19 protein-coding genes and 4 pseudogenes are annotated in these 20715 nt (G+C 35.7%); 3 read left to right on the forward strand and 20 right to left on the reverse strand.

The genetic code is table 11. The annotated features are described in order from the left end of the window. Nucleotides 1-319 precede the first annotated feature (319 nt). Together pdxT and pdxS are read right to left on the reverse strand one after the other, a co-directional pair. Complete coding sequence (pdxT, locus tag LC455_RS09595; RefSeq protein ID WP_223590220.1) at nt 320-910, reverse strand: pyridoxal 5'-phosphate synthase glutaminase subunit PdxT; 591 nt, start codon at nt 908-910, stop codon at nt 320-322. A gap of 1 nt (nt 911) precedes the next feature. Next, the gene (gene pdxS / locus LC455_RS09600; protein ID WP_223590221.1) at nt 912-1796 is read right to left on the reverse strand and encodes a pyridoxal 5'-phosphate synthase lyase subunit PdxS; all 885 of its coding nucleotides are present in this window, start codon (nt 1794-1796) and stop codon (nt 912-914) included. A 106-nt stretch (nt 1797-1902) separates the two neighbouring features. On the opposite strand from pdxS, the gene pdxR reads away from it, so the two are divergent. Further along, nucleotides 1903-3306 (forward strand): MocR-like pyridoxine biosynthesis transcription factor PdxR, encoded by a 1404-nt coding sequence (gene pdxR / locus LC455_RS09605; RefSeq protein ID WP_223590223.1) that lies wholly within the window; start codon nt 1903-1905, stop codon nt 3304-3306. Nucleotides 3307-3439: 133 nt separating this feature from the next. Here the strand turns inward: pdxR and LC455_RS09610 are convergent. From LC455_RS09610 to LC455_RS09645, 8 genes and pseudogenes are all read right to left on the reverse strand, one after another. Further along, nucleotides 3440-3563, reverse strand: a pseudogene (locus LC455_RS09610) (NAD(P)H:quinone oxidoreductase, type IV); the annotation flags it as partial. Then, on the reverse strand, nt 3536-4147 hold the full coding sequence (locus LC455_RS09615) for an alpha/beta hydrolase (RefSeq protein WP_223590224.1): 612 nt from the start codon (nt 4145-4147) through the stop codon (nt 3536-3538). The gene LC455_RS09615 and the pseudogene LC455_RS09610, both read right to left, overlap by 28 nt. Continuing rightward, nucleotides 4147-5092: pseudogene (locus LC455_RS09620) on the reverse strand (ring-cleaving dioxygenase). Before LC455_RS09620 ends, LC455_RS09615 begins: the two are co-directional and overlap by 1 nt. A 49-nt stretch (nt 5093-5141) precedes the next feature. Further along, complete coding sequence (locus LC455_RS09625; protein WP_223590225.1) at nt 5142-5750, reverse strand: flavin reductase family protein; 609 nt, start codon at nt 5748-5750, stop codon at nt 5142-5144. A 23-nt stretch (nt 5751-5773) separates the two neighbouring features. Further along, nucleotides 5774-6712 (reverse strand): ring-cleaving dioxygenase, encoded by a 939-nt coding sequence (locus LC455_RS09630; protein WP_223590227.1) that lies wholly within the window; start codon nt 6710-6712, stop codon nt 5774-5776. Between the two features lie 139 nt (nt 6713-6851). Next, nucleotides 6852-7250, reverse strand: coding sequence for a DoxX family protein (locus LC455_RS09635; RefSeq protein ID WP_223590229.1), 399 nt, complete (start codon nt 7248-7250; stop codon nt 6852-6854). A 62-nt stretch (nt 7251-7312) separates the two neighbouring features. Beyond that, nucleotides 7313-7735 (reverse strand): MarR family winged helix-turn-helix transcriptional regulator, encoded by a 423-nt coding sequence (locus LC455_RS09640; RefSeq protein ID WP_223590231.1) that lies wholly within the window; start codon nt 7733-7735, stop codon nt 7313-7315. 247 nt (nt 7736-7982) lie between these two features. Further along, nucleotides 7983-8723, reverse strand: coding sequence for a cation diffusion facilitator family transporter (locus tag LC455_RS09645; protein ID WP_223590233.1), 741 nt, complete (start codon nt 8721-8723; stop codon nt 7983-7985). A 444-nt stretch (nt 8724-9167) separates the two neighbouring features. Between LC455_RS09645 and LC455_RS09650 the strand changes: the two genes are divergently transcribed. Beyond that, nucleotides 9168-10154, forward strand: a complete 987-nt coding sequence (locus LC455_RS09650) for an acyltransferase family protein (RefSeq protein ID WP_223590235.1) — start codon at nt 9168-9170, stop codon at nt 10152-10154. Nucleotides 10155-10315: 161 nt separating this feature from the next. Here LC455_RS09650 and LC455_RS09655 read toward each other — a convergent pair whose 3' ends face one another. The 7 genes and pseudogenes from LC455_RS09655 to LC455_RS09685 form a co-directional block, all read right to left on the reverse strand. Further along, nucleotides 10316-10702 (reverse strand): FxsA family protein, encoded by a 387-nt coding sequence (locus LC455_RS09655; protein ID WP_223590236.1) that lies wholly within the window; start codon nt 10700-10702, stop codon nt 10316-10318. A 199-nt stretch (nt 10703-10901) separates the two neighbouring features. Further along, nucleotides 10902-11104 (reverse strand): annotated as a pseudogene (locus LC455_RS09660) (twin-arginine translocase TatA/TatE family subunit). A 37-nt stretch (nt 11105-11141) separates the two neighbouring features. Next, on the reverse strand, nt 11142-12077 hold the full coding sequence (locus LC455_RS09665) for an LCP family protein (protein ID WP_223590238.1): 936 nt from the start codon (nt 12075-12077) through the stop codon (nt 11142-11144). Nucleotides 12078-12172: 95 nt separating this feature from the next. After that, the gene (locus LC455_RS09670) at nt 12173-12817 is read right to left on the reverse strand and encodes a helix-turn-helix domain-containing protein (protein ID WP_223590239.1); all 645 of its coding nucleotides are present in this window, start codon (nt 12815-12817) and stop codon (nt 12173-12175) included. A 230-nt stretch (nt 12818-13047) separates the two neighbouring features. Then, the gene (locus LC455_RS09675; RefSeq protein ID WP_223590242.1) at nt 13048-14352 is read right to left on the reverse strand and encodes a hemolysin family protein; all 1305 of its coding nucleotides are present in this window, start codon (nt 14350-14352) and stop codon (nt 13048-13050) included. Nucleotides 14353-14433: 81 nt separating this feature from the next. After that, a complete protein-coding gene (locus LC455_RS09680) occupies nt 14434-15129 on the reverse strand; it encodes a zinc metallopeptidase (protein ID WP_223590245.1) in 696 nt (231 codons plus the stop codon). 16 nt (nt 15130-15145) lie between these two features. Next, complete coding sequence (locus tag LC455_RS09685) at nt 15146-15559, reverse strand: MerR family transcriptional regulator (RefSeq protein WP_223590248.1); 414 nt, start codon at nt 15557-15559, stop codon at nt 15146-15148. Between the two features lie 229 nt (nt 15560-15788). On the opposite strand from LC455_RS09685, the gene brnQ reads away from it, so the two are divergent. Continuing rightward, nucleotides 15789-17141, forward strand: coding sequence for a branched-chain amino acid transport system II carrier protein (gene brnQ, locus LC455_RS09690; protein WP_223590250.1), 1353 nt, complete (start codon nt 15789-15791; stop codon nt 17139-17141). A 289-nt stretch (nt 17142-17430) separates the two neighbouring features. Here brnQ and LC455_RS09695 read toward each other — a convergent pair whose 3' ends face one another. The 3 genes and pseudogenes from LC455_RS09695 to LC455_RS09705 form a co-directional block, all read right to left on the reverse strand. Continuing rightward, nucleotides 17431-17916 (reverse strand): DedA family protein, encoded by a 486-nt coding sequence (locus tag LC455_RS09695; RefSeq protein ID WP_317851424.1) that lies wholly within the window; start codon nt 17914-17916, stop codon nt 17431-17433. Between the two features lie 855 nt (nt 17917-18771). Then, nucleotides 18772-19448: pseudogene (locus LC455_RS09700) on the reverse strand (sulfite exporter TauE/SafE family protein); the annotation flags it as partial. Between the two features lie 112 nt (nt 19449-19560). Next, nucleotides 19561-20688, reverse strand: a complete 1128-nt coding sequence (locus LC455_RS09705) for an MBL fold metallo-hydrolase (RefSeq protein ID WP_223590253.1) — start codon at nt 20686-20688, stop codon at nt 19561-19563. Nucleotides 20689-20715 lie beyond the last annotated feature (27 nt).

The following is a 20715-nucleotide window of genomic DNA, read 5'->3' on the forward strand; positions in this document are numbered from 1 at the left end:
CTTCTTTTATTCGATCATGTATAGCTTTAGATGTTTGCATTAATATCAGAAAGGGCAAATTTGAGCATTTCCCCTCCATTTAGTACACCCCCTTTTAAAACCTCGAATTAAAATATCTTGAATATGAGATAATAATAATACTTATAAATTTTTTTGTCAATACCCCAAGGATAAAGTTTCAAATCGCTAACAAGGCCAGAACAATTTTTTCGGACTTTTATGTTGCTTATTAACGACAAGAAAGTCCTAAATAAAACCCCAAAATGTTGATTTAAAGGGATTTTGAATTTAGGACTTTTATGTCGTTATACAGTGGCACCTAATGAGCTAAAACATTTGTGTTCTCTCGCACCATTTCAATAAAATACTTCATAATTCTAAGATCCTCTGTTAATTCCGGATGAAAGGAACATCCTAAAAATTGGCCATCTCGCGCTAAAACAATGCGCTCTTCATGTTTTGCGAGAACTTCAACATTTTCGCCTGCAGCAACGATATGTGGCGCCCGGATAAAAACAGCAGGAATATCCTTCCCCACTCCTCTTATGGACATCTCGACTTCAAAACTATCCACTTGGCGACCAAATGAATTCCGTTCGACCACGACGTCCATCACCCCCAGATGAGGCGTATCAAAGCCAACGATTTCTTTTGCCAATAATATCAGGCCTGCACATGTTCCAAACATCGGAACTCCCGCGGCGGCTAAAGCACGAATGGGTTCAAGCAACTCGTATCGGTCCAACAGTTTCCGCATTGTTGTACTTTCTCCGCCAGGCAGTACAAGACCATTCAATTCTTTTAGATCTTCAGCCGATTTAACTGAAATGGCCCTACAGCCAAGCTCTTCAATTTGTCTTATATGCTCTCTGACTGCTCCTTGTAATGCAAGTATCCCAATTTTCAGCATATTACCAACCACGTTCCTGCATACGTTCACTTGCATTTAGCGTTGCAATATCAATACCTTTCATCGGTGTCCCCAGCTCTTTTGAAATTGCAGCAATTAGTTTATAGTCCTGATAGTGTGTCGTTGCTTCTACAATGGCACGTGCGAACTTTTCTGGGTTTTCAGATTTGAAAATACCTGATCCAACAAATACACCATCTGCTCCAAGTTCCATCATTAAAGCGGCATCGGCAGGTGTTGCCACCCCGCCAGCAGCAAAATTTACAACTGGTAATCGCCCTAATTTTTTGATTTCTAATAATAATTCAAATGGTGCACCTAAAATTTTTGCTTCAGTCATTAATTCATCTGTGCTCATACCAACAACGCGTCTTACCTGTGAATTAACTTTACGAATATGACGAACTGCTTCGACAATATTTCCTGTTCCCGGTTCACCTTTTGTACGTAACATAGAAGCTCCTTCTCCAATACGACGAGCAGCTTCCCCTAAATCGCGGCATCCACATACAAAAGGTACGGTGTAGTCGCTTTTTAATAAATGGAATTCCTCATCAGCAGGTGTTAAAACTTCACTTTCATCTATGTAATCAACGCCCATTGATTCTAATACACGTGCTTCGACAATATGACCAATACGTGCTTTTGCCATGACTGGAATGGTGACAGCGTTCAATACTTCCTCTACAATTCGAGGATCTGCCATACGAGCTACGCCACCAGCTTTTCGAATATCGGATGGTACCCGCTCTAAAGCCATAACAGCAACTGCACCTGCAGCCTCTGCAATTTTTGCTTGCTCGGCATTAATGACGTCCATAATCACGCCGCCTTTTTGCATTTCTGCCATACCACGTTTTACTCTTTCAGTTCCAACTTGTTTCATAAAAAAAAACCTCCATACATTTGATGATTACTAGTATAATAGAAATTGACTTTAAGAAAAGGTTCAATTTTTTTAAAATTAATATGGTCAGTTGGGGAGATTGCAGATGGATATGCTCATGTTTAAATTGGATAAAAGTACAGCAAAACCTTTATATGAACAGCTTTATATCGGTATCAAAGACGCCATTATCCAAAAACAAATTGAAGTTGGAACCAAATTACCATCCAAAAAAAAATTAGCTGAATTTTTAAATATCAGTCAAACAACCATTGAAATTGCCTATGCCCAACTTATCGCAGAAGGCTATGTGGGATCGAAACCCCGCATTGGTTTTTTTGTAGAAGAGATTGATGAATTACCCTATATTGAAAAAGAGCTATTAAACATGCCTGTAGAAAAGGTCGAGAAAAAAATATATCAATTCGACTTTCATCCAGGAAAAATTGATTCAGACTCATTCCCATTTTCACTTTGGCGAAAATATGCAAAAAATTTATATGATCATAGTTCAAAAGAGTTGTTACAAATTGGAGACCCTCAAGGAGAATACGCATTAAGAGCTGAAATTTCTAAATATCTTTATCAATCGAGGGGGATTGTTTGTAAGCCTGAACAAATTGTCATTGGTTCGGGAACTGAACAGCTGCTTCCAATGATTCTAAGGTTACTTGGAAATGATTCAAAATTCGCTCTTGAAAATCCCGGCTATTCAGCCATCCCAAAAATACACTTGCAAAATAAGGCCATCCCCATTCCGGTAGATGAAGATGGTTTAATAGTGGATGAACTTGAAAAAACAAATGCCAATGTTGTTTACATTACACCTTCACACCAATTCCCTACGGGTGCGGTTCTATCAGCAACAAGAAGAACACAGCTATTAAACTGGGCAGCAAAAGATGAAAATCGCTACATCATTGAAGACGATTACGATAGTGAGTTTCGTTATATTGGAAAACCTATTCCCGCCTTACAAGGATTAGACCAAAACGAAAAAGTTATTTATTTGAGCACGTTTACCAAATCATTAATGCCTTCCTTACGTGTTGCTTATTGTGTCTTACCTTCAACCTTACTGCAAAAATATAAGGAGACATTCAGTTTTTACTCATCAACAGTACCGAGATTCGATCAGCATATTTTAGCTGAATTTATGAGAGATGGCTATTTTTCCAAACACTTAAACAGGATGCGGAAAATTTATCGCAAAAAACATGAAAAATTAACCCAGATATTAGAAACACATTATCCGGATGTTATGATCACAGGAGACCTAGCAGGAATGCACATTTTAATTTCCGTCCCCCTGTCAAAAGGGGAAAATCAGTTAAAACAAATGGCGGCAAAGGACCATATTGCCATCTATCCAGTAAGCGATTATCTGTTAAATCCGATTGAATATCAATATCCAACTTTTCTATTAGGCTTCGGCGGCATTCCATTGGACCAAATTGAAAAAGGCATACACCAATTAATGCAATGTTGGATACCGGGGGGACGGTTCTAATGGCTTTTTGTGCCACTAGAACCATCCCCCTCCTATTTAAAATTATGTTACCTCTGCATTAATTTTCAATTCCACGTTGGTATTTTTATCCATAAAAAAACTAATCGGAAGTGCTCCCGATTAGTTTTTCTTTTTATTGATTCGCATTTTTAACCCACTCTGCAACTTTAACCGAACGCTTGGCTTGATGTTTTACAGCTGACATCTTCAATCATTTTACCATCAATCGTTATTGGATTATCACCTTGCGATACCAGTCAGCCGCAGCCTCGACTTCTTGCATTGTTAATTGATGACCTCTATTTTCCCAATGTAGTTCTACCTTCGCATTAGCATTTTCTAATAACGATTGTAATTCAGCTGATTCCATTGGCGAACAAATCGGATCATTTGATCCGGCAGCAATAAACACATGTTTCCCCGATAAATCGGGAAGTTCAATTCCTTTTCTCGGTACCATAGGGTGATGAAGAATTGCACCCTTTAAGGCATTTTGATAGTGGAATAATAAACTTGCAGCTATATTGGCTCCATTTGAGTATCCAATTGCAATAATATTATCTCGGTCGAAACCATATTTCTCAGCTGCCCCATCAAGAAACTCATTTAATTCTTTTGTTCGGAAAATAAGGTCTTCTATATCAAATACTCCCTCAGCCAATCTTCTGAAGAATCTAGGCATTCCATTTTCTAATACATTTCCTCGAACGCTTAAGACAGAAGCCTCTTCATCAATTCTTCCCGCAAGAGGAAGCAGATCTAATTCATTACCACCAGTACCATGAAGCAATAATAATGTTGGTTTTGTTGGATCTTGGCCCTTATTGAATATATGTTTCATTATTTATCTCCCTCCAAAACACGAACCTCCACTGAAGGTAAGGTTTCTTCTAATTCTTTTCTTTATCGACTCTAACCAAGATGGCAGCATGAGTTTATTTCCTAATTCGGCGACAGGTTCATCTACTGCAAAGCCTGGAGGGTCAGTGGCTATTTCGAAGAGGATGCCCCCTCCTTCATGAAAATACACTGCATTAAAGTAGTTTCGGTCACGAATTTCTGTTGGATAAAAACCTTTATCTTGGAGTAGTGAACGCCATTTAAGAAGAACTTCTTTATCATTTGCCCGCCATGCTATATGGTGAACCGTTCCTGCACCCATCAGCCCTCGAACTGAAGGATTTAAGTAAATATCAATAGTGTTGCCAATATTTCCTTTCGATTTAAATCTTAGAAATTCATCTTCTTGACCGATGCAATCTAAACCTAAAATATTTTCTAGAACATCCGTTGTCTTATGTGGTTGCGCTGAAAACAGAACAGCACCACCAAACCCTTTAATGGCATGCTCTTGTTGGACTCCCCCGAAGCTCCAAGTATTTTCTGATCCTTCATCTCGTTCTGTTAGTTCAAGCTGAAGTCCGTCAGGATCGTTGAATTTTAAATATTTTTCTCCAAATCGAATGGATGAAGTAAACTCCACTCCAAATTTTTGCAATCGACTCTCCCAAAATTGGACTGAACCTTTTGGAATTACATAACTGGTCACACCAACCTGTCCTTTTCCAATTCGACCTTTCAGCTGTTTAGCCCATGGAAAAAACGTAATCACAGTTCCTGGTTGGCCCGTTTCATTCCCAAAATATAAATGGTAGACTTCTGGACGATCAAAATTGATGGTTTTTTTAACAAGCCTTAAACCTAATACACCTGCATAAAAGTCTATATTTCGCCCGGCATCGTTTACCATTGCAGTGATATGATGAATACCTGCTGTTTTTTGCATTCAATCCTCTCCACTTCATCATTGAGCTTTTGAAACCTCTTGAAACCAATTATTTAGGCCTTTCGATTTCAAAAATCTCACCAATTTTGGCGTAGTTATTTCCAGCCAATCGACTTACAGCACCTAATCCTCTTGGATCGATTCTTCCGTTTTCATAAATATCGTTTTCGATATGAAATTGAACAACCTTTCCTATAATAAAATCACATCCAGGAGTATCTGAGCCACCAAGTTCGAAGGAATGCTCCATCAAACATTCCATTCGAATTTTTGCTTCCTTTACTCCAGGAACTGAAATCCTCTCACTTTTGACTGGAGTTAAGTTAGCTAACTCAATCTCACTCTCGTAATGAGGAAGGTTTGCAGCTGTTTTATTAATTTTTTCAACATTATGATCATCCACGATATGAACCACAAACTCTTTTGACTCAATGATGTTCCTCGCTGTATCTTTTTGTCTCCCCGATGACCGTTGGATTGATAAAGAAATCATCGGGGGATTGGATGACACGATATTAAAATAACTGAATGGTGCCCCATTTAAAACGCCGTCTTTTGAAATGGTGGTGACGAAAGCAATCGGTCTAGGTATGATGCTACCTATTAGAAATTTATAATTTTCTCTTTCGGACAATGAAGCCGGATCAATTGAAAGCAAAGAAATCATCCCTTTTCATAAAATCAGTCTAGTTCTCTTACTTCAAACGGTAATAATACTCTTTCAATTTTTTCTCTTTGAGGCTCATATTGCGATGGCAGCATCAATTTTTCTCCCATTGTCTTTTGCAATTCATCATGAGCAAATCCTGGAGGATCAGTCGCAATTTCAAATAGAATCTCTCCATGCTCTCTGAAGTAAATTGCATTAAAGTAGTTTCTATCCTTTACAGCAGTGACGCCATATCCATTCGCAGCAACATACTTTTGCCAATCTAATTGATCTTCGTCATCAATAGCCCGCCATGCAATGTGGTGGACCGTTCCAACACCCATTTGTCCACGTCCGATTGGAGTTAATTTAACGTCGATAATATTTCCAATATCAGCAGTGGAACGATAACGTGCGAAATCTCCTTCTTTACCGACTAATTCAAGTCCCATTACTTTTTCTAATAATTCAGCCGTTTTGTTAGGCTGGGTCGATAAAAGAGTTGCTCCGCCAAAACCTTTGATAGCAACTTCAGGGGCAACCTCACCGAAAGTCCAAGTATTTATTTCTCCATCTTCTCTTTCCACAATTTCCAAGTGAAGACCGTGTGGATCATCAAATTCCAAATATTGCTCTCCAAAGCGCTCCATTCTTGTGAAAGGAACATTAAATTTTTCTAACCTTTTTTCCCAGAATTCCATGGCACCTTTCGGAACTACATAAGAAGTAACCCCTACTTGACCATCTCCAATGACTCCCTGACGTGCTCCTGCCCATGGAAAGAATGTAATAATGGTTCCTGGTTTTCCACCTTCATTACCGAAATAAAGGTGATAGGTGCCTGGATCATCAAAATTGACCGTTTGCTTAACCAAACGTAATCCCAAAACTCCTGCGTAAAAATCCACATTTTCTTGCGGATGCCCTACGATTGCTGTGATATGGTGAATACCCATTGTTTTCTTACTCATTTTTTCAACACTCCTTTATAAATTAAAATTATAAATTAAAATCCAGTATTTAACTAAACGAGATACTTTATTTTGTTCCTTATAAGGATTTAAAACTCAATTATTTGTCTTAATTTAAGAATCTTTAAATTGAGATATTTTAGAATAAAAAAGCATCTAAAGCATATTTACCAGGACCGGTTAAGGCAACACCAATTGCCACTCCCAGTAATGTTAAGTTATATTCATATCCATTTGATGTAATCCATAATCCGTTTGGCGCATGAACTTTTATGATTGCCATGGCCATAGTTCCAGCGATCAAAATTCCTGCTACTGGGGTTAAAAGCCCTAATGCAAACAATATTCCGCCAACAAATTCTGTTAACCCTGCAATAAGAGCCATGGTTACTCCTGGCTTCATGCCAATGGATTCAAACCAACCTCCAGTTCCTTTCAATCCATAGCCGCCAAACCAACCAAACAATTTTTGAGCTCCATGTCCCACGAATAATAAACCAATTACCAAACGAATTATTAATAAACCGATATTCATCATCTTAAATTCCTCCTAAATGTTTTTATCTCGAATTCGAGATATGTTTATAAAAAAAATGATATTTAAACTATATTCCTTACTTTTTTCAAAAGCTGCACCAATGTCTCGGCCTCATCATCATCTAAAGATTCAAACATCTGATTAACAAAATCATGATATTTTGGCATAATTACATTCATTAACTCATTTCCATCATCCGTTAATGTCACATGTATCACTCGGCGGTCATCTGAACAGGCATTTCGGCTTAATAAACCTCTTTGCTCCAGCTTATCTATAACATAGGTCATTGAACCACTTGAGATCAATATGCAAGTTCCAATTTGTTGAATCGTTTGTTTCCCTTTTTGATAAAGTACCTCTAAAACAGAAAATTCCGTAATACCTAACTTATTTTTTGCCATTTCTTCTTTTATTCGTTCATGAATTGCTTTAGATGTTTGCATTAATATCAGAAAGGGAAGATTATTGCATTTCCTCTCCATTAATTTCACCCCCTTAGAAAATCTTGAATTAAATTATCTTGAATATGAGATAATAATAATACTTAAATTTTTATTTGTCAATAACCAATTGATAAACTTATCGAAGAACACATATTAAGTCAAACGGTTTAACAGGAAACGAAGCTCATGTTTTGCAGAACAAGCCTCGACTCTCAATTTGCGCCTTTTTAACATATCGTTCCCCCTTAAAAAATGTACTTTAAAATTTATACGTCTACTATTCATGTTATTTTTGCCATCCGTTCTTTAATCTCACAATTGGTGAGCTTCCAATTAGATCTACAATATTATCGTAGGCCAATCGAATAGAAACACCTATCATTAACAATCCAATGATGACGGTGAAAACTCCATCTAAAAGATGTAAATTTGTAATCGAGGTTATTACTACTGCAATTAAGGCCAATAACGCACTTGTGACAGACACAAGATCTTCATAGAAGACAAATCTTGTTGGAGGAGTGGCTCTGCCTACATTTTTAAATGATTCAAGGACAATTCTGAGCCCTTTTACTGTTATCCCAGAATCATGATTTATTTCTTTCATCGCTTTAATTAAAACAGCTCCATCAATAACCAGGTTTAGAATTAAAATAAATATGTTCATCAATAGACCTGTACCTGGTTCAACAGGATGATAAATTAAATGACATCCCTCACGAATGGTTTCAACTGCCATGGTGAAGACAACCAATGCGGCAATCATGCTAAAAATATGGTTCAAACGTTCGAAACCATTCGGAAAACGTTTTGACGGTTCTTTTTGAGATAAAACACTTCCTATAAAAATGAAACATTGGTTAACTGCATCTCCTAAAGAGTGCATAGCTGCGGCAAACATGGCTCCGCTCCCACTAATGCCTCCAGCTATAAATTCAGTAACAGCAATAAGCGTATTACCCGTCATGGCAAATGCTGAAGATTTGTTCCCTTTTTTTAATGACTCAAAAAACTGCCTAATTTTCATATGCTTACCTCCCCCCACTCTTTGTTTTTTATATTGTCCCAATGAATATGGAAAATATTGATAAGATCAATTATTTTTTGTTAACTTTTTAAGAGAATTGAAAAAGTTAAAATACATGTATAAAAAAAAATCCCACTTGTATAAATGATCAAAGCTTTAATACAAGTGGGATGTTTATTTTTATATCAGTAACGTTAATATTTAACTATTGATCATTTCATATACTTTTTTCATGATTTATTTATTGTGTTGTAACATTCTTTTTGTAAACTAAGAGAGGGTTCAAATTCGACTTACTGTTTTAGATTGTAACCTACTTAAACCCATTATTTGGCGGAACAGTACAAATTTACTAGTTTAATACACTCTTGAAAAGGGAATTACCAGAGGTATATTATAAGGGGATTTTGGATTACGATAAGAACTCAGGGGGTGTTCATTAAAATGGCTTCCTCTACTAGGAGAAGTCTATACTTCGACAACGCAAAATTTATCTTAATTTTTTTAGTGGTATTCGGTCATGTGATTAGCCCATTAAAAGGTAATGATGATTTTTTATTTTCTTTATACTCGGTCATATTTCTTTTTCATATGCCAGCGTTCATCCTTATTTCTGGATACTTTTCTAAAGGATTCAATAAGAAAGGTTATTTATTAAAAACAGTAAAGAAGATCTTATTACCATATTTAATTTTCCAAGTGATTTATTCTATTTTTTATTATTTGAATGGGCATGAATCCACGCTTAATTTCGATCTCCTCAAGCCGCATTGGACATTGTGGTTTTTACTAAGTTTATTCAGTTGGAATCTACTCCTATATATTTTTGCAAGATTGAATTGGATTGGGTTTATTATAGCAGTAGCAATCGGTATAGGCATTGGTTATATTGATAATGTCGGAAGTTATCTATCGTTATCAAGAACTTTTGTGTTTTTCCCTTATTTTCTTTTAGGTTTTTTATTGGAACCGAAGCATTTAAAAATAGTTAAAAAAGTTAAATATTCAACTGTCATTGGATTTGTGATTCTTTTATGTACGATGCTATTAGTGGGAATTCTCTTTCCAAAGGATGGTATACCATGGCTGCTAGGCGATACTTCATACGCTAATATGGGCTTGAAGGAACTAAGCAGTGGTTTGTTACGTTCTTCACAATACTTAGTAACTTTAATCGTTATTTTTGGCTTTTTGGCCATTGTTCCGACTAATGGATTTAAAATGACGGTGATTGGCCAAAGGACCTTGTATGTATATCTCCTACACGGATTTATCATAAAAACTATTCAAACCATCGTCTCAGATGACGTATTAGATGATGTTTCAGATCATTACTTGATGCTCATAATTTTTTCTCTTGGGCTATGCATATTATTAGGAAATTATTTGATTCAAAAATACACACGCCCATTGATTGAATTAAGATTATAACGAAAGAGATTGTTCCTTTCATTCACAAATAACCTTTTCATGATAATCGGGCATTTAGAGGAAAATGAAATCTAAAAAGTCGGCTTCCAATTGAAGTGACCCCGAAAAGTTAGACACACTCTAACAATTCGGGTGCAGTTCAAATCTCAGAAGCCGACTTTTTATTTTATAATCTTAATATTTCCTCTATCGATCCATTTTCGAAATGAATTTTTCATAAAGAATTTAAACAGCTTTCTTGTTGGCTGAAAAAGCATTAGAAATCCGAATACATCCGTGATAAACCCTGGAGTCAAAAGTAGTGTACCGCCAATTAGAATACAAATGCCATCTAAAACAGCTTCACTGGGAATTTGTCCGTAACGCAGTTGCTCCTGTGCCCTCCGAATGGTTTGCAGCCCTTCTCTTTTCGCTAAATAGGCTCCAATTATTCCTGTTAATATAATAAAAATCAATGTCGGCCAAACACCAATCGTTTTACCAGAAAACAGCAATACGCCTATATCCATTGCAGGAACAATAATGATTAATAATAATAAATAACGCATATTTGTCCACCTTTCAAATGAATATATTCCTAATATTTTCAATATAGTCGTCCTAACTTCAAATAAACTCAGGTTCTTCACCATTATTCAAAGTACAAAGACGTTTTTGTTTAAGTTCTTTATCCTCCATAGTGCTCAATTTAATTTACTTAAAAAATGCAAGATGCTTTCATTCCATCTTGCATTTCTGAATACGTCCTTATTTATTTAAATCAATTTTGTCTACCTTCACTTCTTTTACTTCTTCCTTTATATCTTGTGTTATACCTTCTGTAGCTTCTTTAAACTCCCGAATTGTTTTTCAAAAGGCTCGACCGATTTCAGGAAGCTTGTTAGGACCAAAAATAACAAGTGCTACGATAAGGATAATATTAATCCTGGAAAACCAATATTTGATAAAATGTTTTCATCTCCTATCCTTGTCTTATTTTCGGCTTTATTACGATGATAAAAATTCATTTAGTGCAGACTTGTTTTGTTCAAGATTGATACTTAACACTGCACCAGCATTCTTGAATTGCTCATTAGTATAAGACCCATCCACGGGAATACGCATTGTTTTTAAGTCATTGGATTGATTAGTAAGCAAATCTTTCCCCAAGGAAAAAAGAGTAGGAGTATCCAAATTGGTATCAACATAAGGGCCTATAACACCCAATATTTTAGGAAGCTTTATGATACTTCCAATACTCAAAGTTTGGTCCTTCAACTTGCTAATGACTTCCTGTTGTCTTTGAACTCGGCCAAAGTCACTTAATTTGTCATGCCTAAAACGTACATATCCTAATAACTTATCCCCATGTAAGGTTTGTTTTCCAGGATTAATTGTCGTTCCTATTCCATATGTCATTTCATGAGGAACATCCACTTCTATTCCATCTGGTGCAATAATATCTGCAATCTTTGAGAAACCTTCAAAATCAACAATAGCGTAATAATTTACATCAATATCAAAGTTTTCTTTAATTGTTTGTCTAAGAAGCTCTGGACCGCCATATGCAAATGCTGCATTTATTTTTTGCTTTCCATGACCAGGAATATTAACATAGGTATCTCTCATTATAGAAATCAACTTAGATTGATGAGTATCCTGATCATAATGGGCGATCATGATGGAATCCGTTCTTGAATGTTCTTCACCACGTGAATCACTTCCCAATAGGAGCACATTAATTCTACCAAACTTCACATCTTCTCCCTGGAATGCTTTCGCTACTTTCTCATCATCATTAAATTTTCCATCCTTACCAAGCGAAACTCCTTGTTTATATTGATAAGTTGCATAAGCACTTACACTACCAATCATTAAAATAAAAATAAGCAACATTACCCTTTTCCATCTAACACGCTTTTTTCTACGATGCATTCTTTCCATAGTACACCTTCCCAATTGTCCATAGTTTTGTTGAATTATTGCCTGTAGCTCTAATGTAGCTCTTAAACGGCTATTTCGAAGAATTAAGGCAATTGCTACTCGGCTTTTAGTAAATTTGCTACAATTTGAATTGCCATAGCATCGTCGATAAAACCAACTGGAAAAATGTAATCTGGAATAACATCCACTGAGACAATAAAATAGATTAGTGCACTTCCAACTATGGCAAGCTCCCGAGGTGTTCCCTTATTTAAGCGGAATTTCTCATACATTTCCTTAAGCTGACTGATAAACGGACCAATACTTCCTAATTTCTTAACCTTTTCCCCAAATCTTTTGAGAATAGTTTCTTTTCCCTCTTCTGTTTGTACATATTGTTCATAATTAGATAATTCATGTTCTAAACTAGCAATACTAAACTTTCTATCTATTAGATTGGAGAATTCAAGTAAATTTTGAATACTTTCAACAGACATAATAATGTCAGATTGCTGTCTTGTATTTTTCTCTTCAATTGAAAAGCCTGCAGCTATAAATAACTCTGAAATGGGGACTTGTAAATAATGAGCAAATTTTTGTAAATGAGCAGGGTTTGCTTTACGTTTATCATTAATAATCCTAGAGATCGTGGCTGTGTCAATATCAGTAAGCTCACTAAGCTTCCTCATGGATAAAGAACGTTCCTTTAATAATTTTTTCAATAATAACCCCAGATTATTATCTATCTTTTCACCAGACATCTTAGCTTCCCTTTCCGTTTTTCATTACTTATCAATTTCATCACTATTAAAAATCAGTAGAAATAAACACACTTTATCCTAATTGAAAAAAAGAATTTCTATTAAAATATACAAATTCGTTGACTTTTTGTCAACAATCGACTTTCCGTTGTCAATATAATGTCAACACAATTATTATTAATACAGATTAAAAATGAAAAAAACCCCACTAATTTAGAGGGATTCATCTATTAAGCAAAAGATTCTTGTATTTTTACTATTTCTAAAGACTTGATATGATACCCATCAACTTCAAGGACTTTAATGTCAAATTCACCATGATTAATAATATCGCCTTCGACTACATCCATCTTTTTGGATAAAATCCATCCACCAATGGTATCAATATCCTCGTCATCTAAATCTAATCCAAATAAATCATTTATTTCTTCAATAAGCACTTTTCCGTCTACAATTGTTTTATTGTCATTAATTTTATTTATCTCAGGAACTTCATCAGCATCAAATTCATCTCGAATTTCACCAACAATTTCCTCTAGAATATCCTCGACCGTTACTAAACCTGCCGTACCACCATATTCATCCACTAAGATTGCCATATGAATGCGATCTTTTTGCATTTTTAATAACAAATCATGGATCGGAATCGATTCAATAACCTGGATCACAGGCCGTACATATTGGTCGATTGGAGTATCTAAATTATTGTTAATGATATAGTCCGTTAAAACTTCCTTCATATTTAGCATACCTACGATGTTATCTTTTTCCCCATCGATGACTGGGTACCTTGTATAGTTTTCGCTTTTAACGATTTCTAGGCATTCTGCTAAAGTTTGTGATTTATCCAGGGCCACAATTTCTGTACGTGGTACCATAATTTCTTTTGCAATTCGATCATCAAATTCAAAAATGTTGTTCACATATTTATACTCAGACTGATTAATTTCTCCGCTTTTATAGCTTTCGGAAATAATCAATTGAAGTTCTTCCTCAGAGTGAGCAGCTTCGAGTTCTGAAGCTGGTTTCATTCCAAAGATGCCTAAAATCAAACGAGCAGATCCATTTAATGCTTTAATAAATGGATACATGATTTTATAAAACAGAATCATTGGTCGTGCAAAAATTAATGTAACTGCTTCCGCTTTTTGAATTGCTGCCGTTTTGGGAGCAAGTTCCCCTACTACGACGTGAATAAATGTTACAGATGCAAAGGCGATAACAAATGATGCAATGGTTGAAACGGATTCAGGCAAGTTAAGGCTGACCAACAATGGGTGAAGGATATGCTCTACCGTTGGTTCACCTAACCACCCTAAACCTAATGCTGTAACCGTAATACCTAATTGACATGCAGATAAATATTCGTCTAGGTTAGTAATAATTTTTTTAGCTGCAATGGCGTTTTTATTTCCTTCTGCAACCAGTTGATCAATTCGTGTACCTCGTATTTTAACAATGGCAAATTCATATGATACGAAAAATGCCGTAAAAGCAATTAAAATTGCTATGGTAATCAAATTAATTATTATCAATAATCTCCTCACTTAATAGTAAGTAAGGAATACACCTCCTATTTTAGTAAAACAAAGTTAGTCTAAGATATTGCAAAGATATTAATCTTCCTGTTCTTCATTGTTTCCTTGAAAGAAAATTATGACAAATTTTAATAATTCAAGAACAGAAATCAATGCTGCAGCCACATACGTTAATGCTGCCGCACCAAGAACCTTATTAACTCCCTTTTCTTCATGATTTCGAATAATACCTTCTGCAAGCATAAAGTTCTTTGCACGAGCACTTGCATTAAACTCTACTGGCAGAGTAATCACTTGGAATGCAACTGCTGCCGAGAAAAGAATAATTCCTAGTCCAATAAGTGATGATTGATGAAGGAATATACCTCCCATTAACAAGAATGGAGCTATACCAGAAGTAAGATTCACCATTGGAAACATTCGATGTCTTAATACGAGTGCCCTATAAGACTCTTTATCTTGTACTGCATGGCCTACCTCATGGGCAGCAACCGAAATTGACGCAATGGAACGGCCATAGTATACGTCCTCTGATAAACGAATTGCTTTTGCTATAGGATCGTAATGATCCGATAACCTTCCTGGAACCTCTTGAACAGGGATATGATATAATCCATTTGAATCTAAAATTCTCCTAGCTACCTCTGCACCTGATAGCCCAGAAGAAGCCCCGACCTCAGCCCATTTATTAAAATTACCCTTTACTTTAAACTGTGCCCAGATTGATAGTCCAAAAGCAATGAAGATTAATATATCCATTGGATGGAACAACATCTAAACATTCACCTCTTTAACCAAATATTAATAACAATGTTTGAGCCAATGTAACTCCCTGTAAGGAAAGTTTATTAACGAGCATTTCTTTTTCATCATTGTTTAATTTTTGAAGAATAGGCTCCATTACCTTTATTTCCTCTTTAAGATGCTCCATGAGAACAGCAATCTGCTTACAATGTTTTTCCATTTTTTCTTTATCTATGACATTATCTGAATTAATCATTTTAATAGAAGATTTAATTTCCTCAAGCGGCATATTAAGAGTTTTATAATGTTCAACCAATTCCAATATCTGAATAGACTCTTCTCCATACATTCGATAATTAGAATCCGACCTTACAGGGTTCAGTAAGCCTATTTGGGTGTAATAATCAATCGTTCTTTTTGAAATGCTCATTAAACTGGCTATTTCACCAATCCGATACAACTTCCCAACTTACTCACCCCTTTCTCTAGATATGTTAACTATATCACAATCCAAACCGTACAGTCAACGTTATGGTTTTTGTAGTAAAAGATGCTCGATTATTCCTCTTTTTCTAATCGATTAAGGATAAGCCAAAATTATGATCTCCCATATAGTAGTCATTAAATGATAGCCAACAATTCTAAATGGTGGTAAAATATATGAAATTCATCTAGAAGGAGCAACATGTATGCATCAAAAAATATCATTCTCAACATACGCAGTCATCGGTACGATGCTGTTTGGTATGTTCTTTGGGGCTGGAAATTTGATTTTCCCTATTCAGATGGGACAAGTCGCCGGTACTAACTTTTGGCCAGCTTTAATTGGTTTTCTAGTAACAGCAATTGGTTTACCATTTATGGGAATCTTAGCATTCGGACTATCTTCAAGTAATGGACTTCGTGAATTAGCAGGACGGGTCCATCCGAAATTTGGAGTCGTCTTCGCTATGGCCCTTTACTTAACCATTGGCCCGTTTTTCGCGATTCCACGTACAGCAACAGTACCTTTCGTAGTCGGTTTTGAACCATTTATTAATCCAGAGCACGTCAGTTTATATCTTGGGCTCTTTAGCTTCGTATTTTTCGCCATCGTCTATTATTTCTCATTAAATCCTGCGAAAATTATTGACTATATCGGAAAATATCTAACACCTGCATTTTTAGTATTTTTATTCTTTTTAATTATTATCGCGATTGTCAAACCTATGGGACCGTTCGGAACACCAACGGGTGATTACAGCCAATTGGCATTTATAACTGGTTTTAAAGAGGGTTATAACACGATGGATGCCCTCGCTTCATTAGCATTTGGGATTGTTGTCATCAATGCTATTAAGGGACAAGGGATTACCGATAAGAAGACCATTGCAAAAGCAACATGGAGATCAGGCATTTTCGCGATGGCACTAATGATGTTGATCTATGGCCTCATTACTTATATGGGGGCATCAAGCGTATCTATCATCGGTACATTCGATAATGGCGGATTAATCTTTGCTAAGGTAGCTCAACATTACTTTGGAGAATTTGGTGCGATCCTTCTTGCAATTATAATTGTACTGGCATGTTTAAAAACGAGCATTGGACTCATTACCTCCTGTAGTGAATTTTTCAATAGTATTTTTCCAAAAGTAAGCTATAAAATGTTCGTGCTTATCCTAAGCCTTATGTCATTTATCATCGCTAATTTTGGCTTAAACAATATTATTCAATACGCTGTTCCAGTACTAATGTTATTATATCCTTTGGCGATTGTTTTGATTTTGTTGACGCTCTGTTCATCATTTTTTAATCATAAGCAAAGTGTATATGCAGCGTCTATGCTCCTTACTTTTTGTGTAAGTTTCTTTGATGGTTACAGCACGTTAATTGGAAGCTTGCCGGGGGCGACCATTCCTTTATTCGAATCCATTAAAGCTGCGTATATTGAATATTTACCGCTTTACAGTATTGGTCTTGGATGGATATTACCAGCAGTGGTTGGTGCAATTATCGGCAACTTCTGGCCAACAGGGTCCAAAAAGCCTGCTATTCAATAATAAATTAGAACCATCCAATTAAATATCATTTTTTTGTATTTATAAAAGGAAGAGAAGTGTCCTGATAGGCACTTCTCTTCTTTGGCTTCCTTTTGTTTTACAAATCTTTTTTTTATCTAACTTTAAAGAGGCATTTCAAATTCCTTATCTCCACTTTACTTCAAGGAGTACCTCCCACTTTTCCCAATTGCTTTTTTCTTCTCCAAATAAGGTATACCATTAAAGAAAGGACAAGGAAAAACAAAATAAGATATATACTGTATTTTGACACATAGAAATCAACTATACCTCAATTTTCCCCTAGTTTTCTTCCTAAAGTGATAAAAGACAAACTCCATAAGAAGGCTCCAATATAAGCATAAGCAGCGAATTTTCTAAACGGAAAACTATTTAATGCAGCAACAAAGGCAGAGAGATGGCGAATTCCAGGAATAAAATAGCCAACCAATATAAGAACAGGTCCAATTTTGAGGAATAATTTTTGAGTACGATTGATTTTTTTTTCCGTTATATGAAATTTTGGACCAAACTTTTTTATTAAAGGTAATCCGAATTTATATCCAATAAAGTAGCTGAGAGAAATTCCTACCATTGCCCCCACAAATGCACTTAGTAAAGAGGGTATGTACGATAATGTGCCTTGAAACACTTTATAACCAACATAGGTTAGAAGAACCTCGTCAGGTACTGGAAGGCCAACTATTCCCCCAATTAGAACAATGATGATTCCGAAATAACCAAAATGTGAAATAAGATAATCTATATGCTGTTCCATCTCTTTATCCCACCTATGAAGGAAATATTTATGAATGTGAGTTATATTTATAACTTGAACTATTAGTGGATCACAGCTGCCGATTTAATTTGAATTGAGGTCTGTTTATGAATTTAAAAAAGGAACTTTTCATTGCATTTCTAATAAGTTTTGTTTCTTTTTTGGGCTTTACCATTTTGGGCTTCTTGTAAGTAAACATACAATTATTACTTTCGACAAAATAATCATTTAATATGTGCAAGGTTTTGAAGCTCCATGGTTAACAAATATCATGTACGGCATATTTCTACCCGATTAGGGCGGACAATATTAATTAAGTCCCAATTTGAGGATTATTCTTTTTTTTAAACTAGTTATATCCGAAGAATAAACATAAGCAATACAGATATTATTTCGAGTAGACTACTTACACCAAAAGCTGTAAAAGCACCAAAGGATTGCCACAAAAACCCTGCCAATACGCTTGCAGGGAACGCAGCAATTTTGATACCTAAAACAAAGTAGCGTTAAATTCTAAAGAGAATTTCACCACAGATCACGGCTATTAAGATTAAAGTATCTAATATAATTAGTCCAATTACTAGATGTCTCATATACTAAACATCCTCTCGTCTTTTTTGCAATTTATATATTAAGAACTGTGTTGTTCAAATAAATTTATTAAATATGACATATCAATGCCTCCATAGTTCATGAAAAGAAAAAAACTAAAGTAGAACAATTATTGTTACCTTTATCAATAATGTACCACCGTTTTAGATTGATTTTTCCATTTTAATGGATTCTTAATGTTTTATTAAGAGAACAAAAAGGATAGTGGATAAAATAAAAAAGCTATTTCCTTTAGAATAGGGTTGCTCCTATTGGTGATGCAATTAAACTGGCAACAACCATGATAATTGAAGGTAATATTGGCACTTGTCCTGTTGCGATTTTACCTGAAACAGCCCCAATCGATGAAATAAGTGTAATGGCTAAGGAAGAGGCAATGGTCATCCTTGTTGGAATCTTTAACACAACAAGCATGATTGGGACTAACAAGAATGCTCCTCCGGCTCCTACAATACCAGCCCCAATCCCCACTATGAATGATAACAGCGCTGCAAGCCATTTGTTAAACTTGACTTGTTCCAGCGGAATATGGTCAATTCCTCTCTTTGGGACAAACATCATGATAACAGCTATTAATGCTAATATACCATATACAATGTTGATTCCTCTTTCCGGCATGTTAGTGGATCCAAATCCCCCAATAAAACTTCCAATTAAAATACTTATACCCATGTATGCAATAAGTGATTTATTTAAATAACCTCCTCTACGATAAGCCAAAACATCACCAAATGTTGCAAAAAACACTTGGATGTAATACCTGAAACCTCATGAGCAGAAAAATGACCTACACCAAGCATAAATGGAATATATACCAACATCGGATAGTTGATGATAGCTCCACCTATCCCTAACATTCCAGAAATAAAAGAGCCTACAACCCCCATTAGGAAGATCGTAATCATTAAGCTAATACCCATGATGTCCTCCTCTTTAGAAAAGGGAACCCTGATTGGTTCCCCTTTATTATTAACCTATATTAATCCAGAATTTTAAAACGTCATTTCTTTTATATTGCCTCCTATTTCTTGATTAACGGACCGCACAACGGTTTGGACCGATTTCCATTTCTCGTTGCTGATCAATGTCAGGATTGATTTTTCCCATATTCGTTTTACGAATTTCTTGATACGCATTTGGTTGTGGAGGTAAGTTTTCAGTCACCAATTTTCTAAATTCATTTTCATCTTCAATATTTAAACCATGATTATTGGAAAATAGAGTTCCTAATTTTTCAGCTACACTGCCATCATCATTTAATTCATCTATAATCATAAAATGAGCGGGTAAGACGATTAAATCCTCAGCTAAACCTCGATAACGTTTGTATAGACTCTCTCTTAAATCCCCAACCCAATCCTGTGCAAAGCCGGCTAAATCTGGCCTTCCAATAGAGTCAATTAACAAAATATCACCTGAAAGTAAGAACTTTTCATCGACAATGAAGGAAGTAGAACCAATAGTATGACCTGGTGTATATAAAGCATGGATATTGATTCTCACGGTTCCAATTTCGACGGTATTACCGTCTTCTAATGGTTGGTAATCAAAGGTAACTTCTGTTGCATCCTTTGGTGGAAGCCAATAGGTTTCTCCAGTTTTCTCTGCAATTGTACGCCCGCCAGAAATATGGTCCGCATGAAGGTGTGTATCAAATACATGAGTAATTTTTGTGCCGATACTTTCAGCAAAATCAAGGTACATTTCCGTCATACGCGTTGCATCAATCAGTGCTGCTTCACCGTTTGAAACCACCATATAAGATAAACATCCTTTACCGATTCGAACAAACTGATAAATTTCACCACCATCAGTTAGGTCCCCCACTTTAACTGGTTCTAAATGTTCACTCCATGTCTTCATTCCACCCTTAAGGTATGACACTGTTAACCCTGTATCAGAAAGCATTTCTGCTACCATTACCGATGAGCCTTCCTTAGCACAAACCACTAATACCTCTTTTTCAGTAGGAATTTTATCAATGATTTCTTCTATACCATCAAGTAATTCAAAATAAGGAATATTTAAATACTCAAAGTTTTCGCCTTCAATTTTCCAATCATTGAAATCAGTTTCATTACGTACATCAAGAATAAATAACTCTTCTCTATTAAAAACCTTCCTCGTTACCTCTTTTGAAGTCATTACATTGACAGCCATTTCTAAATTACCCCCTATGGTATTAAA

Source organism: Neobacillus bataviensis (assembly GCF_019969725.1).

Excerpts from the sequence above, each read along its gene's own strand:
- LC455_RS09650 (WP_223590235.1), top strand. The coding sequence starts at position 9,168 with ATGGCTTCCTCTACTAGGAGAAGTCTATACTTCGACAACGCAAAATTT.
- LC455_RS09645 (WP_223590233.1), bottom strand. The coding sequence starts at position 8,723 with ATGAAAATTAGGCAGTTTTTTGAGTCATTAAAAAAAGGGAACAAATCT.
- LC455_RS09705 (WP_223590253.1), bottom strand. The coding sequence starts at position 20,688 with ATGGCTGTCAATGTAATGACTTCAAAAGAGGTAACGAGGAAGGTTTTT.
- LC455_RS09670 (WP_223590239.1), bottom strand. The coding sequence starts at position 12,817 with ATGTCTGGTGAAAAGATAGATAATAATCTGGGGTTATTATTGAAAAAA.
- LC455_RS09695 (WP_317851424.1), bottom strand. The coding sequence starts at position 17,916 with ATGGAACAGCATATAGATTATCTTATTTCACATTTTGGTTATTTCGGA.
- LC455_RS09665 (WP_223590238.1), bottom strand. The coding sequence starts at position 12,077 with ATGGAAAGAATGCATCGTAGAAAAAAGCGTGTTAGATGGAAAAGGGTA.
- LC455_RS09680 (WP_223590245.1), bottom strand. The coding sequence starts at position 15,129 with ATGTTGTTCCATCCAATGGATATATTAATCTTCATTGCTTTTGGACTA.
- LC455_RS09630 (WP_223590227.1), bottom strand. The coding sequence starts at position 6,712 with ATGAGTAAGAAAACAATGGGTATTCACCATATCACAGCAATCGTAGGG.
- pdxS (WP_223590221.1), bottom strand. The coding sequence starts at position 1,796 with ATGAAACAAGTTGGAACTGAAAGAGTAAAACGTGGTATGGCAGAAATG.
- LC455_RS09655 (WP_223590236.1), bottom strand. The coding sequence starts at position 10,702 with ATGCGTTATTTATTATTATTAATCATTATTGTTCCTGCAATGGATATA.
- LC455_RS09640 (WP_223590231.1), bottom strand. The coding sequence starts at position 7,735 with ATGGAGAGGAAATGCAATAATCTTCCCTTTCTGATATTAATGCAAACA.
- LC455_RS09635 (WP_223590229.1), bottom strand. The coding sequence starts at position 7,250 with ATGATGAATATCGGTTTATTAATAATTCGTTTGGTAATTGGTTTATTA.
- brnQ (WP_223590250.1), top strand. The coding sequence starts at position 15,789 with ATGCATCAAAAAATATCATTCTCAACATACGCAGTCATCGGTACGATG.
- pdxR (WP_223590223.1), top strand. The coding sequence starts at position 1,903 with ATGGATATGCTCATGTTTAAATTGGATAAAAGTACAGCAAAACCTTTA.
- pdxT (WP_223590220.1), bottom strand. The coding sequence starts at position 910 with ATGCTGAAAATTGGGATACTTGCATTACAAGGAGCAGTCAGAGAGCAT.
- LC455_RS09615 (WP_223590224.1), bottom strand. The coding sequence starts at position 4,147 with ATGAAACATATATTCAATAAGGGCCAAGATCCAACAAAACCAACATTA.